This window comes from Pseudomonas sp. JE3303 (assembly GCF_056312565.1).
On record NZ_JBWGIF010000013.1, the window covers coordinates 152,661 to 169,701 of the forward strand.

Sequence of the window (17,041 nt, forward strand, 5' to 3'; positions counted from 1 at the left end):
CAAAGAACCGGACAGCCATGCCAAGGCCCGGCACCAGGCCGTGGCAAGGCCGGTGTAGGTGAGCTGGTGGCGATCTCGCCCAGGACTCTGTGTGGCAGATCAAGTCTTGCCCGAGAGAAGCAGCAGGCCCTTCAGGAAGCTTTATTGGCTGCCTGGGCCGCCTTGATCAGGTCCGCGCCGATTTCATCGGAGAACTTGTCCCAGACCGGGCGCATGGCGTCGCGCCATTCCTCGCGCTGTTCGGCCGTCAGCGGCTCGATTTCGCTGGTCTTGGCGTCGATGATCTTCTGCCGGGCGGTCAGGTTCAGGGCTTCAGCCTGCTTGTTGACCTCGATGGTGACGTCATCGATGATCCGTTGCAGTTCGCCGCGGACATCCTCGGGCAAGCCGCTCCAGAACTTGGCATTGGTGATGACCATGTAGTCGATCAGGCCATGATTGGTTTCAGTGAAAAACGGCTGCACCTCGTTGACCTTCTGGCTTTCGTAGTTGGACCAGGTGTTCTCGGTACCATTGACGGTACCGGTCTGCAGGCCTTGGTAGACCTCGGCGAAACTCATCTTGCGCGGGTTGGCGCGAACCGCCTTGAACTGCTCTTCGAGCACGCTGGAAGCCTGGACCCGGAACTTCAGGCCACGGGCATCCTTGGGCAGGACCACCTTCTTGTTGGCAGAAAGCTGCTTGAGCCCGTTGTGCCAGTACGCCAGGCCACGAATACCCTTGTCCTCCATGGAGGTGAGCAACGCTTTGCCTTGCGGGCCTTGCTGGAAACGGTCGACCGAGGCCAGGTCGTCGAACAGGAACGGCAGGTCGAAGATCTGAATCTGCTTGGTGTAATGTTCAAACTTGGCCAGCGACGGCGCCAACATCTGCACATCCCCCAGCAGCAATGCCTCCATCTCCTTGCCATCGCCGAACAGCGACGAGTTGGGGTATACCTCGACCTTTACCTTGTCCTTGAGTTGCGGGTCGGCGGCAACCCTTTTCTGGAACATCAGGGCGCCCTGGCCTTTGGGCGTGTTGTCCGCGACGACGTGCGCGAACTTGATGACGATGGGGTCGGCGGCCTGGGCAAGGCTTGCCATGGAGACGGCGGCAGCGCAGAACAGCGCTTTGGTCAGCTTCAACATCGGGATCACCTTTTTATTGTTGTAGAGCAATCAGCCTCTGGGGGCCGCTTCAGACCGCCCTGGTAGAGGCAGCTTAGAAGCGTTTCCGACTTCACGATGGCCTAATCGACTGCGTTTCGAGAATCTGCTTTTGCCAAACCGGGCATTCGGCAATGCCGAACGCCAGTCCCTGCCCCGGCTCTCGTGGACTCAGCTCGCGGTCAGCCCCAGCATCCGCTGCGCACGCAGCAATACGGGGGCATCCACCATCTCCCCGTCCAACTGGAATGCCCCTGCACCGTTGGCGGCCGCACTGCCGGCTACCACCTTGCGTGCCCACTCTAGCTCCTCCTCGCTGGGCGCCAGAGCCGCATGGATGACCTGCACCTGCTTCGGATGAATGCACAACGCGCCTCCGTAGCCCATGTCACGGGCGTGCCGGATGGCGCGTTGCAGTCCTTCGGGATCACCGATCGCCGGAAAGACGCCATCCAGCGGCGGCAGCAGGCCGGCGCCGCGTGAGTGCAGCTGCACGGCTATGCGCGCCTGGTCGAGAACCAGGTCAGCGGCGGCAGTGCCGCTGTTGAGGTCGATATCAAGCGCCAGGTCGAGACTGCCGAATGACAGGCGCTCGGTCCCTTCTGCATGGGCAATCTCCCCCAGTGCCAGCAGCCCCCTGGCGCTTTCGATGATCGGCCAGATCGGCTTGCCGGCCTGCCAGGCGGCGGCCACCTGAGCGGCCGTCTCGACCTTGGGCAGCAATACCCCGGCGACGCCTGTGTGTTGCGCGCAAAACGCCAGGTCCGCAGCATGCTCGAGATGCTCCGGTGCATTCACCCGCACCCAGACCGAGGCTTGCGGTGCCTTGCGCAGAAAATCAGCGAGATTATCGCGCGCCTGGCGCTTGAGCGGCTCCTCGACGGCATCCTCGAAATCGACGATGACTGCATCGGCGCCAGCGGCCAAGGCCTTGGCAAAACGCTCGGGCCGACTGCCTGGCACGAACAGCGCGGAGCGGACGATGGATCGGGACATGGCATGTGCTCCTCGGATTCTGGGGTCAGGGTTGCTTGCACTACGGGGCGGTGTTGGCCTTGGGCGGTTGGGCCGCGAATTCAGATCACCCCGGCTGCCGCCAGCCGCGCCTGCTCATCCGCCGACACCCCCAGTTCGGCCAGAATGCTGCCGGTGTGCTGGCCCAGGCCTGGCACACTGTCCATGCGTGGCGCGAAGGCGGTGTTGTTTACCGGCGGCAGCAGCGCCGGCAGTGTGCCCGCGGGACTGTCCACTTCCCGCCAGCGGTCGCGGGCCTTGAGCTGCGGGTGCTCCCATACGCCCTGCATGTCGTTGACCCGCGCATTGGCGATCTGCGCTTCTTCGAGCCGCGCTACTACCTGGTCCAGGGACAGCGTGGCGAAACCCTCGACGATGATCTGCCGCAATGCCTCGCGGTTTTCCGAGCGCCTGGCATTGGCCGAAAAACGTTCGTCCTGGGCCAGCGCCTTGTCGAGCAGGACTTTCTCGCAAAACAGTGCCCATTCCCGCTCGTTCTGCAGACCTAGCATGATGGTGCCATCACCGCCGGTGGGAAACGGTCCGTAGGGGTAGATGGTCGCGTGCGACGCCCCGGCCCGCGCCGGTGGCGGTGCACCGTTGTAGGCGTAGTACATGGGGTAGCCCATCCACTCCACCAGGCTTTCCAGCATCGACACATCGATGCGGCTGCCCACCCCGGTCTTGTCGCGGAGCATCAGCGCCGACAGCACCCCGGTATAGGCGTACATGCCGGCGGCAATATCGGCGATCGAACAACCGGCCTTGGCCATCTCATCCTCGCCCGGGCCGCCGGTCACCGAGAGAAAGCCGCCTTCACTCTGGATCAGCAGGTCGTAGGCCTTCTTCTTCTCATAAGGTCCACCCTCGCCGTAGCCGGAAATATCGCAGACGACAAGCCGCGGAAACCGCTCATGCAGTGCCTCGAACGACAGTCCCATGCGCGCCGCAGCGCCTGGAGCCAGGTTCTGCACCAGCACATCGGCCTTGCCCAGCAGCGACTCGAGGATGGCGAGCGCGGCGTCCTGCTTCAGATCCAGGGCCAGGCTTTCCTTGGAACGATTGGTCCACACGAAATGCGAGGCCAGTCCGTCGACTCGCTGGTCATAGCCACGGGCAAAGTCACCCGTGCCGGGGCGTTCGATCTTAACCACCCGAGCGCCAAGATCGGCCAGCTGGCGGGTGCAGAACGGCGCCGCGATGGCGTGCTCCAGGCTGATGACGGTGATGCCGTCCAAGGGACGGGGGTTGAGCTGAGTCATGTGCTTTTACCTGTTCGGCGAACGTTCAGATCAGATCGGTCATGGTCCGGACATCGCGCAGATGCCAGACCTTGTCGATCAACGCCTTGCCCTGTGCTTCGCTACGCGCGCCGGAAAACGCCAGCAGGCGCTGAAACTTGGCTTCCAGTTCCGGGCGCGTCAGGGTGTTGCCCGGGTCGCCCTTGGGGTCGTCGATAGCCGCGGTCAAAGTGCGGCCATCGGTGGTGGTGACGATTACCCGGCCAAGCCAACGGGCCGGGTAGGCGGCGTCCACTTCGGGGTCCAGTTCCATGCTGACCTTTTCCCGGAACGCGTCGACGTCGGCATCGATCAGGGCCAGGTCGCGGAATTCGATCAGCTGGGCGTTGCCGTGCACGGCAATCAGCCCAAGCACGGCGCCCATGGAGAACTTCGCCTGGTGCACTGTGCTCGGCTTCGATACACGACCCAGTACATCGATGGCGCCCTGGTGCACCCGGGTGACGACCTTGGCGATCTGGTCGTGGCGCAGGCCTTCGCGCTGCATCAGCTGCAGCAAGGCATCGGCGGCAGGATGGGTATGGCGGCACGAGGCATGGAACTTGAACGAGGTTTCCCCCAGTGCCCAGCGCGTACCGAGGCGATCTGCCAGCTTGCTGGGGTCGGCATCGGTGGACATGCCTGCGGCCATGCCTTGCTCGCCCTCGAGAATGTTGCGCGCGCCGGTGAGACCGTCCGCAGTCATGTAGGCGGCAAGCAGGCCATCGGCGGCAGCCTTGGCGGTGTGCAACTGCTTGGAGTCGGCGGCATCGCGCAAAAACTCCCAGAGGCCGGCGGCCTGGGTCCCGGCAGTGCCCAGCAGGCTGATGAACTGCTGCTTGTCGAAATCCAGCAGCTTGCCCACACCCACCGCGGCAGCGAGGGTGCCGACTGTGGCGGTGGTGTGGAAGATCCGGTAGTGCGAACGCCCCATGAACTCGCCGATGCGAATACCCGCTTCGTAGCCTGCCACCGAGGCTCGAAGCAGGTCCTTGCCGGATTTGTTCAGGTCCTGAGCCGCAGCCAGGACCGCCGAGAACACCACCGTGGCCGGGTGCAGCACTGAGCTGTTATGCAGGTCGTCCTGCTCGACCAGGTGCGAGGATGCACCGTTGACCAGCGCAGCGAAGTACGCCGAAGTGCCGCGGCCGCTAACGAGGATTCTGGACACGCCATCGGCGGGCCCCATGCGCTCGGCATAGCGCTCGAACAGCGGAATCGGCCGTGCGCCCTGGCTGGCCAGCGCCGAGCCGAGCCAGTCGAGAAACAGGTCTTCGGTGCGATCCAGAACGCTGCCGGGGATCTGCTCGTAGTTCAGGTCGGCGAGAAAGCCGGCCAACGCTTCGGTATGTCTCATGTACCGCTCCTCAGAAACTGCGTGGCAGTTCGAGCAAGTGCTCGGCGACGTAGGAAAGGATCAGGTTGGTGGAGATCGGCGCCACCTGGTAGAGCCTGGTCTCGCGGAATTTGCGCTCCACGTCGTACTCGCACGCGAAGCCGAAACCGCCATGGGTCTGCAGGCAGGCATTGGCCGCTTCCCACGACGCCTTGGCCGCCAGGTACTTGGCCATGTTGGCACTGGCTCCGGCGTTCTTGCCGCTGTCGTATTCCTCGCATGCACGCCAGCGCATCAGGTCAGCGGCCTCGATCTCGATGTGCGCCTCGGCAATCGGGAATTGCACGCCCTGGTTTTGCCCGATGGGCCGGCCGAATACCACCCGGTCGCGGGCGTAGGTACTGGCTTTCTCGACGAACCAGCGACCGTCCCCGATGCATTCGGCGGCGATCAGCGTGCGCTCGGCGTTGAGCCCATCGAGGATGTAGCGGAAACCCTTGCCTTCCTCGCCGATCAGGCTGTCGGCAGGCAACTCGAGGTTGTCGAAGAACAGTTCGTTGGTTTCATGGTTGACCATGTTGGCAATCGGCTGCACGGTCAGGCCCTTGCCGATGGCCTCGCGCAGGTCGACCAGGAAAATCGACATGCCTTCGGACTTTTTCTTTACCTCGGCCAGTGGCGTGGTGCGCGCCAGCAGGATCATCAGGTCGGAATGCTGGATCCGCGAGATCCACACCTTCTGGCCGTTGATCACGTACTTGTCGCCCTCGCGCACGGCGGTGGTCTTGATCTTGGTAGTGTCCGTGCCGGTAGTCGGCTCGGTCACGCCCATCGATTGCAGGCGCAGTTCACCGCTGGCGAGCCTGGGCAGGTAGTACTGCTTCTGCGCCTCGCTGCCATGGCGCAACAAGGTGAACATGTTGTACATCTGGCCATGGACGGTGCCGGAATTGCCGCCACACGCGTTCACCTCTTCGAGAATGACCGAGGCTTCGGCCAGTCCCAGGCCCGAGCCGCCGTATTCGCTGGGGATCATTGCCGACAGCCAGCCGGCGTCGGTCAGCGCCTTGACGAAGGCTTCGGGAAACCCCTTCTCTTCGTCGATCTTGCGCCAGTAGGCCGCATCGAATCCGGCACACAGGGCCCGCACGCCCTCGCGGATGGCATTGAGGTCTTCGTCGTCGTAAGGATTCATGCTCTGCTCTCGGTTGATCAGCGACGCTGGACGCGTTCACCGGTGAGGTTTCAGTCGAAAACGACTTCGGCGCTTTGTGCGATGCCGGCGTCGTTGCCCGCCCACAACTGCGCCCTGCCGGCTTCGCCGAGATACCCGCCTACACGGAAGGGCGTGGGCACGCTCAACGGCCGAACGCCGCGATAGGCGAACTGTCGCACTCGTTTGTCGGGGTTGGCGCGGATGAACGCACGCAGGCTGAATGTCGCGATGATCGGCCCATGCACCACCAAGCCTGGGTAGCCTTCGGTATCGGTGACATAGGGATGGTCGTAGTGAATGCGGTGGCCGTTGAAGGTTACGGCGGAATAGCGAAACAGCAGGGTTGGCGTGGGCACGATGGTTTCGCTCCAGTCCCCCGCTTCCGGCGCCTGGCCACTGTCGAGCTTGGGCGGGTTGGGTTCGCGATAGACGATGTCCTGCTCCTCGCGCACGCATAACCTGCCGTTCTGAGAGTAGTCATGGCGGACCGTGACGAATAGCAGCGAGCCGGTGCGGCCGTGCTTTTCCTCGACGTGCAAGAGAGTCGACAGGCGCTGCGCCGAGGCGCCAACCCTGAGCGGTTCGAGGAACTCCAGCCGGCCACCGGCCCACATGCGATTGCGATGGTCGGCGGGGGGCAGGAAGCCGCCACGGGCGGGATGACCGTCTTCACCCAACTGATCCTCGGGTACCGGCTCCTGGAAAAAGCACCATTGCCACAGCAACGGCAGGGGGTCGCCATCGGCCGGCGGCGCCTCGCCAAAGGTCGCCGCGATGCGCTTGATCAGGTTTTGGCTCAGCACATCCTCTGCCTCTTGGGTGCGACCGATCCAGGCGCTGAAATCCATGGGTGAATTCGAAGCACTCATACCTGCAAGCCTCTTGTTTTGTTGTTATGGACAGATGATGCGAGGCTCATCGGCATACTGTGAATTTACATTTTCGTAAGCCAGCGTTCAGGTATGCTGAACGCTGGCGCTTAGTACTGTAGGGAAACGAACATGCACTTCGACCTCGCTGACTTGAGGCTCTTCATTCATATCGGCGAATCGCCCAGCCTGACCCAGGGCGCTCACCGGGCATTTCTCTCACCCGCTGCCGCCAGCGCGCGAATCAAGGCCTTGGAAAAGCAGCTCAATACCCGCTTGCTCTACCGCGACAGCCGCGGCGTCGAACTGACGCCCGCGGGTAACCAGTTGCTCAAGCACGCACGGCTGATCATGCGCCAGGTCGAGTATCTGAAAGCCGAATTCACCCACTTTGGCGCCGATTCGGTGGGACACATCCGCATCTTTGCCAACACCACCGCGGTCACAGAGTTCCTGCCGGAAGTCCTCGCTGGTTTTCTCGCCAAGCGCCAGGGCGTCACTGTCGACCTGCAGGAGCGCCTGTCTCGCGACATCGTGCGGGGCGTGCTCGACGGCAGCACCGACATGGGCATCATCGCCGGCCCGGTCGAGGCGGCCGGCCTGCAAGTGCTGCATTTCAGCACCGACCGGTTGGTGCTCATGGTCCCGGTCGGGCATGAGCTGGCCAGCGAGCAGCGGGTCACGCTGAAACAGACCCTGGCGTTCCAGCACATCGGCTTGCACGAGGGCAGCACGCTGTTGGCCTTCCTGCGCGAGCACGCCGAACGCATCGGCCTGGCCCTTTTGTTGCGCATCCAGATGTCCAGCTTCGAGGCAATCTGCCGCATGGTCGAAGCCGGCGTGGGTATCGGCATCATTCCCGAATCCGCCGCCGCGCGGCACAGCCGCACCATGCGGCTGATCAGCGTCGAGCTCGACGAACCTTGGGCAGTGCGCGAGCGCAGCATCCTGGTAAGAGAGCTTGATGCGTTGCCAGGTACGGTACGGGCTCTGATTGCCACGTTGATGCCCGAAGGGGTCGAAACACCGACTGGATAAATGCGCGCTCTGCTGTCAATTCGACGGCAGAGCCGTCAGGCGTAAACAGAACGAGGACCCCGCACCGCCATCGCCGCCCCAGGTGCGGTACCCCGCCGTGTCGATATGAATCCGTCCTGACGGATATCGTCCCAGCCCCATGTTCCACTGCTGCCCGTGTTGCTGCCAGAAGCGGCACAGCGGATTGGGGTCGGCCCATTCCGGCAGCAGCGCATCGACAGCGAAGGCCCGGGTGTGAGCGCTGCCCACCGCTCCGCCCGCGCAGACATTCAGCCGAGGATCGCGGTAGGCCGAGACCACCTCGAACTGGCGGAGCTGGCCTTGGTCGGCGAGGGTCTTGATCAGTTGCAAGGTGGAGCGGACTGCGGGCCATTGGCTGGCGGGCGGGATCGCGAAGGGCGAGGCGTTGCACAGCCGCCAGTCGGAGGCCGAGCGCAGGAGCTGGTGGATGGGGACAATGCCGTAGAGGCGTGCGTCGACCAGCATTTCCCGGAAGCGGCGGTTTTCGTGGTCGCCGGCCCATTGGGCGAACATCCAGATGTCACGGTCGTCGGCGTGGGTGGGGAGTGTGAAAAGCAGGGCTGCGGTCAGTGCTGTTCCGTTGATCCATCTCGTCATCACCGTCGTCCCCATTTCATTGGATTGCGTGTTGTCTGAGAGGTGCATGCCATGCGGTGTGCAGCGCCCTTGAGATCGAGCGGCGCTTCGCGAGGCGTGCGCTTAGGGGCTTGTGGCGCCCGCGCGAGGCGTGCGCTTGGGGCCTTGTGGCGCCCTTGAGATCGAGCGCCGCCCGCGCGGCGCATCGCGGGACAAGCCCGCTCCCACATTTGTTGCAACGTGCCATGGCCTGTGGGATCTGGGTGGTCAGCCTTGGTGCATGGCAGAAGACTAGTGGGGGGCCGGTGTGTTCGCCGAAAGATCTTCGCCATACAGACAAGGCTAAGACTCCAATCTGTCAGGCCATGGCACGTTGCAACGTGCCATGGCCTGTGGGATCTGGGTGGTCAGCCTTGGTGCATGGCAGAAGACTAGTGGGGGGGCGGTATGTTCGCCGAAAGGTCTTCGCCATACAGACAAGGCTAAGACTCCAATCTGTCAGGCCATGGCACGTTGCAACAAATGTGGGAGCGGGCTTGTCCCGCGATGCGCCGCGCGGGCGGCGCTCGATCTGATGGGCGCTGCAAACCTCATGGCATGCGCCCGGCAGCCACAACGCGGTCAAAAGCGCCCCCCAACAGCCACAAAAAATTTCGGTTTCCGCAACTTTGGGAAGTATCCTACAAGCGCTGCTGAATTTTCCCTATTGTAGGGGAGCATGCATCAGGGCTAGTTTCCTCAGGTCGCACGATGGCGACCGGGTGTGAGAACCCGACATGTATGAGGCAGCCATGTTATGGCAGCCGTGCGCGGGCAGACTTCGGTCTGGCCGAGTTCCTCATACCTCGGATTCTCACCCCGCGCATGGCTGCCACCCATATCCCGTGAGAAGGGTCAAGTGACAGCTCCTGAAACTGTATGAGGACAATGTCATGAAAAAAATCGTACCCGATCCACCCCTCTCCACCTCCCCCCGCAAGTTCACCACCGCCCCGCACTACACCCTCAACAGCAACCTCACTCCCGAAGACTCCCTCGTCATCGCCAGCGAACTGCTGCGCGGGGTCTACGAGACCACCGACGAATACTGCCGCTCGCGCTTCGAAGAGTCTGGCCAGGGCATGCTGGTAAACGTGCTGCACTCGGCCGAAACCGCCAAGGCGCTCATCGAACATGCCCTTGCGAAGATGCAGACGGGCGACCCCCAGGAGGCCATGGCATGAGCGAGAAAGCCAAGACTCCGGGCGTCACCACGTTCATCACCACCGAGGATCCACCCATGGACCTGTTCCGCATCGCCCCCGGCGTGCCGTGCGACTACGCGCTGGAACAGGTTTCAACGCTGCTGGGCTGCGTGAACACGCTGGTCCATGCCGGCACGGTGGATAACGATGGCGACATGCTCTGGTCGGCGTACTACCTGAGCGCCTTCGCCAAGGCGATCATCGATGATGTCGATGTTGGGAGGATGAAAGCGAGGGCTGCGTTGAAGGGCTGAAAGCCCTGAGGGCGAATGCAATGCCTGTGGGAGCGGGCTAGTCCCGCGATCGGCCGCGAAGCGGTCGTAGATCCGGTATCCGCGGTGTGTCTGGCGGAAAGCGTTGGCAAGGTTTACGGCCGCTTCGCGGCCGATCGCGGGACTAGCCCGCTCCCACACGTACTATGAGCTGCGCCCCAGGTCTTACTCCAACCGGCGCAGCCGATACTGCGGCGGCAACTGCTCGGGCCCGCTGATGGTGGCGTCCAGGCTCTTCCACCGGCCATCCTTGATGCCATAGATGCAGCCATGCACGGACAGGCTCTGCCCGCGGTGCCAGGCGTTCTGCACAATGCTGGTATGCCCGACGTTGGCCACCTGCTGGATCACGTTGAGCTCGCACATGCGGTCGACCTTGGCCTCGCCTTCCAGCGGGGCCAGCTCGTCACGTTTCTCGTAATACAGATCGCGAATAGAGCGCAACCAGCCATCGATCAGCCCGAGCTGGCGGTCCTGCATGGCCGCTCGCACGCCGCCGCAGCCATAGTGGCCGGTGACGAGGATGTGCTTCACCTTGAGCACGTCGACGGCGTACTGGATCACCGACAGGCAGTTCAGGTCGGTGTGCAGCACTACGTTGGCCACGTTGCGATGCACGAACAGATCACCCGGCAGCATGCCGACGATCTCGTTGGCGGGTACCCGCGCGTCCGAACAGCCGATCCAGAGAAACTCAGGCGTCTGCTGGCGGGCAAGCTTGGCGAAGAAATCGGGGTCGCGCTGGGTGATGGCGTCGGCCCAGCGTGCGTTGTTGTCGATCAGTTCCTGCAGGTCGTGCATGTCAGTGCCTCATCAGGGGTACCCATGTATGACGAGCCTGAGTCACACCCTTACTCGAACAGGGTGCAGGCCATCACCAGGGCATCTTCACGCCCACCAGCCACCGGGTAGTAATCCCGGCGACGGCCGACTTCATTGAAACCATAGCGCTCGTACAGGCGGTACGCCGACTGGTTGCTCGCGCGCACCTCAAGGAAGCACTCCCGCCCGTTGAGCGCAAAGGCACGGCTCATCAGGTGTTCAAGCAGGCGCAAGCCCAGGCCTTTGCCCTGGCTCTCTGGCTTGACGGTGATGTTGAGCAAATGCGCCTCGTCGATGATCACATTGACCACGCCGTGGCCCACCTGCTGGCTGCCTTCGAACATCAGCCATATTTCATACGACTTGAGCCCATCGAGAAAGATGCCGCGGGTCCAGGGATGACTGAACGCGGCGTATTCGATCTTCAGCACGGCATCCAGATCCGCCTCGGTCATGCGGCGGAAACTGATCGGATCACTCATTCAGCAGACTTCCAGCGCGCCATCAGCCGGCGCATCGCTTGCCAGACGTCCGCCTTGCGCGGCGGCTCGTCCATCAACAGTTCAAGGCCGGGCAAGGCCCAGGCAGTGCCCAGGCCGGGCACGGTGAGTTCTTGGTAGTACGCCTCATCCTGCGCGTCACCCGCGAAGCGCATGGCGGGAAGGCCGACCAGCCAAAGGCAGGCGCAGGGCGCGGATTCCAACTGCACCTGGACAAACCCCTGGACGAAGTCGCGCGCGGCCTCAGGCCCCTGGTCGAGGCTGCCACGCGCGAGCAGCGGCCAGCGCACGGGCTCGCCGATGATCTGCGGGCTGTCGGGCAGGCCAGCGGCGCGCAACATGTCCTTCAACAACAGGTAGGACGGGTCGCGGCTCTGGAACGGCTGGCCGGTCACCAGCTCGATCAGCAGCAGGCAATTACCGGCTCGCAGCAACTGCAGGGCGAAACGCGGGGGCGGGACGGGTACGGGACGGGCCACAGGGGCCGGCGCCTCGCTGTCGGCCTCGACCGGCTTGCTTGCCGTCTTGGCACTGCTGGAAGGGCGCGGACGCTCGATCTTCAGCCGCTCGCTCGGGCGCAGCACGGGGGCGGCAGGCGCGGCAGGGGGCTCGACGCGGGGCAGCACCTCGAACTCGGGCTCGGCCACGGGCGCCACCGGCAGCAGCAGCTCGGGGCGCGAACTGGCAGCGAACGGCAGCTCGGCACGCGGCAGCCAATGCACCACTTGCATGGCGTTGAGGTAGGCGCGGCGGCGGGACTCGGTCAACAAGGCGCGGGCATCCGGGGAAAAGACAGTCGGCTATTCTACCGCCCTTGCTCGCCGCGCGCCGCAGTTCATGGGCAGAAAACCCCCACAGTCGATCAGGGGTAAAACCCTGCCCTGTCGATGCAGTACAATCCCCCACCTTTTTTTGGCAACGAGTCGACCCGCCAATGATCGAACCCAAGCGCGTCCTGCGCGCCCTAGCCGAACACTGGGCCTTGCTCGAGCCATTGTGCGAGCGTTTCGACCAGGGCACGCTGAGCCTGATCGAACTGCGCCAGCAGCTGGCCCAGCAGCAACTGGACAGCACGCCGCCGGACATTACCCAGCTGCTCGACCTCTGGATTCGCCTGGATATCCTGGTCCCGGTCGCCAAGAGCCCGAACCGCTTCGAGCTCAATGCGCAGATCCACGACTTCCTCGCCTACCTGCGCCGCGAGCACCGCCTGGGCCTGTGCCTCGAGATCGAAGCCTACCTGCGCCACCTCGAGCGCCTGGCAGGCCACATCCAGGACGCCTTCGACAACCGCGACAGCGATGACCTGGCCCGCCAGTTGCGTCTGCTCGACATGCGCGTGCGCGACGTGCTCAAGAAGCTCGACAATGACGAGCAGGCGCTGGTGGCCGTGGCCGAGCGCGCCAAGACCCGCGACCGGCAGATCCCCCTGCGCCAGCGCTATGCCGAAGTGCTGGCGACCTGGGACGAATACGTCGAGCCGATGATCTCGCTGGTCAATGCCGACGGCGCCTTCGAGCAAGGCGTGCGCAAGGTCGAGACGGTGCTGCTGCGCCTGCTGGGCGAGCAGGCGCGCCTGGGTCATCTGGTCGACGACGACATGCTGCTGCGCACCCACGCGCGCATCCTCGAGATGCAGACCAGCGCCCAGCTGACCCTGCGCCACGCCCGTGAACTGCTGCTGCCCCTGCGCGAGGAAGCCCGCCGGCACAACGCCGTGACCCGTGGAGCCGCCCTGGCCCTTTCGGTGATCCGGCGCAAGGGCCTGGACGCAGTGCCCCAGGCCGCCCTGCCCTTGTTCACCCGCCCGCAGAGCACTTTCCTGGGCAGTGCCAGCCAGGTCGAGGCCTACGTCTACGCCCTCGCCCGCTTCGAGCCCAAGCCGGCGCAGTTTCCCAAGGCGCACAAGTCCGACAAGGCCACGCCGACGCGTGCGCCGCGCACGGTCAAGGAAATGCTGGAGCGCTGCGAAGGCGCCCTGCCCCTGCCCGACCTGATGGCCTGGCTGCTGGAGCAGGAGCCAGAAGGCGCCACCGACGAGCTGCTGTACTGGTTCTCGCGCCTCTCGCGCGAGAAGCGCTTCAGCCGTCAACGCCTCGCGCGGCGCGACTACACCACTCACGAACACCTGGTCAGCCTGCGCTCCTTTGCCCTGACCTCCAGCCGCACGCCATCGCCTGAATCCAACGCGAGCCCTGCCAATGCATCTTGATCTTTCCGAACTTTCACAGCTCGCGCCGATCTTCCGCGAGCTGTTCAAGGGCTTTCACATCAGCCGCCGCGACCCCGAGCTGTACGCCCACCTGTCGAACTTCCAGGACCAGTACCGCGGCCTGTTCAAGGCTCTTGGCTTCGAGCTGGTCTGCGATACCCGCGGCTTCTACTACTTCGTCCCGGAGCTGGCCGCCGCCTCCGCGCAGGTCAACAAGACCGCCCAGCGCCTGTCGCTGTTCACGTTCATCCTGGTCGAGCACCTGGCCGACCAGGGCCGCGACCCGATGGCCGTTCTCGATGGTGGCAGCCTGGGCCGCGACGAGCTGCCTTCGCTGCTCGAGAAATACCGCGACCTGTTCCTCCAGGCCGAAGTGCAGACGCCCGACGAGCTGGAAGAAAAGATCATGCGCCGCATGACCCAGCTGGGCTTCGCCCATGAAGAAAACGGCATCTACCGCTTCCTGCCGCCGATGCACCGCTTCCTCGATGTGTGCCTGTCGGTGCAGCAGGACCGGGACCTGGCCGCCAGCCTGCACAGCGACCTTCCGCTGCCGATTCCGGCATTGGCCGACGACCCGCTCGATGAAGATGAGGCACAGGCCCTGGCCCGGGCAATCACCGAAGAACAACAGGAGATCGACGCATGAGCCAGGAACGCTACGGCATCCGCCGCTTCGCACTGCTCAACACCGCCGGCTACAGCCTCGGCCTGTTCCCGCTGGAGCATCCACTGTCTGTCTACGGCGCCAACAACCTGGGCAAGAGCGCCTCGATCAACGCCTTGCAGTTCCCGATCCTGGCGCGCATGTCGGACATGAGTTTTGGCAAGTACAGCCTGGAGCAGTCCAGGCGCTTCTACTTCGCCACCGACACCAGCTACATTCTCTGCGAAGTCAGCCTGCCCCATGGCCCGCACGTGATCGGCGTGGTTGGCCGTGGCCCGGGCGGCGGTTTCGGCCATCAGTTCTTTGCCTATGCGGGCGAACTGGACCTGGCCCATTACCAGAAAGACGACACCTGCCTGCGCCAGAAGGAACTGTTCACCAACCTGGAGCGCAACGGCCTCAAGGCCTACGAGCTCAAGCCTGACGAACTGCGGCGGCTGCTGGTCGGGGGCCACACTTCGGTGCCGCTCGACCTGACCCTGATCCCGCTGCGCTCGACGAGCGAGCAGAGCCTCAAGACCTTCCGCGCGCTGTTCATCAACCTGCTGCACATGCGCGAGATCACCGCCGCCAAGCTCAAGCAGCTGTTCCTCGACGCCTTCGAACACAGCCTGCGCTCAGGCAGCGTCGACTACATTGCGGCATGCGAAGAGGCCTTTCGCGACGTGCGCCGCATGGAGCAGGACTACAACTCCCTCGTGTCCGCCGGACCGCTGGTCGAGGCCCTGGCCAACGGCGTCGCCCAACGGGACATCCTGCGCGGCAAGCTGCACCGTATCTCGCCGCTCCTCGACAACCTGCTCGGCACCTGGCAGGACTACGCCATGGCGCGCAAGGAAGAGCTGCTGATCCAGGTCGAGCACTACCAGCACCAGCAGGACGGCTTGCAGAACACCCAGCGCAACGGCACCCAGGAGCTGATGCGCCTGGAGCGCGAGATCACCGGCATCCAGCGCTGGCTGGGCGAGCTGTCGGTACTCAAGCACCGCTTTGCCCTGGTCGATGACGTCAAGATGCTGGAGCAGCAACTGCTGGCGGCCAAGGACGCTCACGATGAACTGGCCGGTGCCCTGGCCCAGTCGCGCCAGTTCAGCGCCGAAGACCTCGGCCAGCGTCTGCGCGACCTGGAGATGCGCCTGCGCTCGGTCACACAGCAGCTCGATCACGCCGATAACAACAGCTACGCCCGCCTGCGCGAGGCGTTTTCGCAGCCCGATGTCGAGCGCTTGATGCGCCTGTTCAACGGCGCCCTGTTCAGCCTTCCACTGGGCGAGCATGGCATCGCGCTGGACGACGAAGACAAGTGGGTCAAATCCCTCGAAGCCGTGCTGGCCGGCTTCAAGGGCGAGCGTTTCGAGATGCCAGGCCTGTCCATCGACCTGTCGCACATCGACCCGCCTGCCCTGCAGGCATTGGCCGACCGCGCCGGCCTGCGCGACCAGAAGGAGCGCCTGGAGAAAGAACTCAAGCAGCTGCGCACCCAGCAGGCCGTGGCCGCCGACCGCGCCGCCAGCAAGACCCAGACCGAAACGCTGTACCAGCAGGTGCTGGACGCGCAAAAGGCCCTTGAAGACTTCCGCCGCACCCAGACCCTGTCGGCCGAAGAACCCGACAGACTCGAGCATCTTGCCCAGCTCGAGGCCTCGCAGGACGAGCTCAAGCGCTCAAGCGACGCCTTCACCGAACGCGTCCAGCAGCTGTCCGCCAAGCTGCAGCTGGTGAACCGGCAGATCGCCGACCTGGAGGCGAGGCAGCGCACCCTCGACGACGCCCTCCGTCGCCGCCACCTGCTGCCGGCTGACCTGCCGTACGGCACGCCGTTCATGGAAGTGGTGGACGACTCGATGGACAACCTGCTGCCGCTGCTCAATGACTACCAGGACAGCTGGCAAGGCCTGCAGCGGGTCGACGGCCAGATCGAGGCGCTGTATGCCCAGGTGCGCCTCAAGGGCGTGGCGAAGTTCGACAGCGAAGACGACATGGAGCGCCGCCTGCACCTGCTGATCAACGCCTACGCGCACCGCACCGACGAAGCCTTGACCCTGGGCAAGGCGCGCCGCGCCGCGGTCACCGACATCGCCCGGACCTTGCGCAACATCCGCAGCGACTACGACAGCCTCGAGCACCAGCTGGCGCTGTTCAACCGCGAGATCAACAAGCGCCAGGTGTCCAACCTGGAAAGCTTCCGGATTGTCCTGGCGCCGAACAAGGAAGCGCTCAAGCACATCGACCAGATCATCCACAGCGCCGGGCAGTACGAAGAAGGCGAGACGTTGTCGGTGTTCGACCTGAGCCAGAGCGCCGAGCAGGACAACAAGAACGAAGAGGCCAAGGAGTACCTGGCTCGGCTGGTCGCGGCCAACCATAACCAGCTGGGCCTCAAGGACCTGTTCGAGCTCGCCTTCGAGATCACCAAGGTCAACGGCCAGCCGGTGATCCACACCGACATCGACGGCGCCGCGTCCAACGGCACCACCATGACCATCAAGGCGCTGACCAACATGTACCTGTTGCTGCACCTGATGGACCGCGACCAGGCCGGTCGTGTGCGCCTGCCGTACTACCTTGACGAAGCGGCCGACATCGACGAGCGCAACCAGGCCGCGCTGCTGGAGACCAGCCAGCAATTGGGCTTCGTGCCCATCCTCGCGAGCGTGAAGCCGCAGGTGTCGGCGCATGTGGCGATCGATCTGGAAGGTGGCAGCGGACCGAATGGCATCTATATCGATGAGGATGACTGGAAGTACATCAGCCGGCTGGAAGAGGTGAAGGTGGAGGTGCCGGAGGAAGAGGTTTCGCTGGAGGCCTGACAGACCGCAGCGCCCT

16 protein-coding genes are annotated in these 17,041 nt (G+C 64.0%); 6 read left to right on the forward strand and 10 right to left on the reverse strand.

Features of this window, described 5'->3' with window-relative positions:
* Nucleotides 1-131 precede the first annotated feature (131 nt).
* The 6 genes from AC0ZZU_RS19075 to AC0ZZU_RS19100 form a co-directional block, all read right to left on the reverse strand.
* Nucleotides 132-1,130 carry a TRAP transporter substrate-binding protein gene (locus tag AC0ZZU_RS19075; protein WP_476342744.1) on the reverse strand — a complete coding sequence of 333 codons (999 nt, stop codon included), beginning with the start codon at nt 1,128-1,130 and terminating at the stop codon, nt 132-134.
* A 189-nt stretch (nt 1,131-1,319) separates the two neighbouring features.
* Nucleotides 1,320-2,144, reverse strand: a complete 825-nt coding sequence (locus tag AC0ZZU_RS19080) for an HpcH/HpaI aldolase/citrate lyase family protein (RefSeq protein ID WP_476342746.1) — start codon at nt 2,142-2,144, stop codon at nt 1,320-1,322.
* A gap of 80 nt (nt 2,145-2,224) precedes the next feature.
* Complete coding sequence (locus tag AC0ZZU_RS19085; RefSeq protein WP_476342747.1) at nt 2,225-3,424, reverse strand: CaiB/BaiF CoA transferase family protein; 1,200 nt, start codon at nt 3,422-3,424, stop codon at nt 2,225-2,227.
* A gap of 25 nt (nt 3,425-3,449) precedes the next feature.
* On the reverse strand, nt 3,450-4,799 hold the full coding sequence (locus AC0ZZU_RS19090) for an MmgE/PrpD family protein (protein WP_476342748.1): 1,350 nt from the start codon (nt 4,797-4,799) through the stop codon (nt 3,450-3,452).
* 10 nt (nt 4,800-4,809) lie between these two features.
* Nucleotides 4,810-5,973 (reverse strand): acyl-CoA dehydrogenase family protein, encoded by a 1,164-nt coding sequence (locus tag AC0ZZU_RS19095; RefSeq protein WP_476342750.1) that lies wholly within the window; start codon nt 5,971-5,973, stop codon nt 4,810-4,812.
* A 50-nt stretch (nt 5,974-6,023) separates the two neighbouring features.
* Complete coding sequence (locus tag AC0ZZU_RS19100; protein WP_476342751.1) at nt 6,024-6,863, reverse strand: HTD2 family dehydratase; 840 nt, start codon at nt 6,861-6,863, stop codon at nt 6,024-6,026.
* Nucleotides 6,864-6,995: 132 nt separating this feature from the next.
* On the opposite strand from AC0ZZU_RS19100, the gene AC0ZZU_RS19105 reads away from it, so the two are divergent.
* Nucleotides 6,996-7,901 (forward strand): LysR family transcriptional regulator, encoded by a 906-nt coding sequence (locus tag AC0ZZU_RS19105; protein WP_476342753.1) that lies wholly within the window; start codon nt 6,996-6,998, stop codon nt 7,899-7,901.
* 15 nt (nt 7,902-7,916) lie between these two features.
* Here the strand turns inward: AC0ZZU_RS19105 and AC0ZZU_RS19110 are convergent, their stop codons facing one another.
* Complete coding sequence (locus AC0ZZU_RS19110) at nt 7,917-8,519, reverse strand: D-Ala-D-Ala carboxypeptidase family metallohydrolase (protein WP_476342754.1); 603 nt, start codon at nt 8,517-8,519, stop codon at nt 7,917-7,919.
* Between the two features lie 911 nt (nt 8,520-9,430).
* Here AC0ZZU_RS19110 and AC0ZZU_RS19115 point away from each other — a divergent pair.
* Together AC0ZZU_RS19115 and AC0ZZU_RS19120 are read left to right on the forward strand one after the other, a co-directional pair.
* Nucleotides 9,431-9,721, forward strand: a complete 291-nt coding sequence (locus AC0ZZU_RS19115) for a hypothetical protein (protein ID WP_476342755.1) — start codon at nt 9,431-9,433, stop codon at nt 9,719-9,721.
* The gene (locus AC0ZZU_RS19120; protein WP_476342756.1) at nt 9,718-9,996 is read left to right on the forward strand and encodes a DUF3077 domain-containing protein; all 279 of its coding nucleotides are present in this window, start codon (nt 9,718-9,720) and stop codon (nt 9,994-9,996) included. The genes AC0ZZU_RS19115 and AC0ZZU_RS19120 overlap by 4 nt, the downstream gene beginning before the upstream one ends.
* A gap of 183 nt (nt 9,997-10,179) precedes the next feature.
* Here AC0ZZU_RS19120 and can read toward each other — a convergent pair whose 3' ends face one another.
* The 3 genes from can to AC0ZZU_RS19135 are packed head-to-tail and all read right to left on the reverse strand — an operon-like array spanning nt 10,180 to nt 12,106.
* Nucleotides 10,180-10,815, reverse strand: a complete 636-nt coding sequence (can, locus tag AC0ZZU_RS19125) for a carbonate dehydratase (protein WP_476342758.1) — start codon at nt 10,813-10,815, stop codon at nt 10,180-10,182.
* A 50-nt stretch (nt 10,816-10,865) separates the two neighbouring features.
* Entirely contained in the window at nt 10,866-11,318 is a 453-nt protein-coding gene (gene rimI, locus AC0ZZU_RS19130; protein WP_158460461.1) for a ribosomal protein S18-alanine N-acetyltransferase, read from the reverse strand.
* Nucleotides 11,315-12,106 carry an energy transducer TonB gene (locus tag AC0ZZU_RS19135; protein ID WP_476342760.1) on the reverse strand — a complete coding sequence of 264 codons (792 nt, stop codon included), beginning with the start codon at nt 12,104-12,106 and terminating at the stop codon, nt 11,315-11,317. The genes rimI and AC0ZZU_RS19135 overlap by 4 nt, the downstream gene beginning before the upstream one ends.
* 164 nt (nt 12,107-12,270) lie before the next feature.
* Between AC0ZZU_RS19135 and mksB the strand changes: the two genes are divergently transcribed.
* From mksB to mksF, 3 genes are read left to right on the forward strand one after another with little or no spacing between them, the layout of a single operon-like run.
* Nucleotides 12,271-13,548 carry an Mks condensin complex protein MksB gene (gene mksB, locus AC0ZZU_RS19140; RefSeq protein WP_476342761.1) on the forward strand — a complete coding sequence of 426 codons (1,278 nt, stop codon included), beginning with the start codon at nt 12,271-12,273 and terminating at the stop codon, nt 13,546-13,548.
* Nucleotides 13,538-14,197 (forward strand): Mks condensin complex protein MksE, encoded by a 660-nt coding sequence (mksE, locus tag AC0ZZU_RS19145; RefSeq protein ID WP_476342762.1) that lies wholly within the window; start codon nt 13,538-13,540, stop codon nt 14,195-14,197. The genes mksB and mksE overlap by 11 nt, the downstream gene beginning before the upstream one ends.
* Nucleotides 14,194-17,025, forward strand: coding sequence for an Mks condensin complex protein MksF (gene mksF / locus AC0ZZU_RS19150; RefSeq protein ID WP_476342764.1), 2,832 nt, complete (start codon nt 14,194-14,196; stop codon nt 17,023-17,025). The genes mksE and mksF overlap by 4 nt, the downstream gene beginning before the upstream one ends.
* Nucleotides 17,026-17,041: the final 16 nt, after the last annotated feature.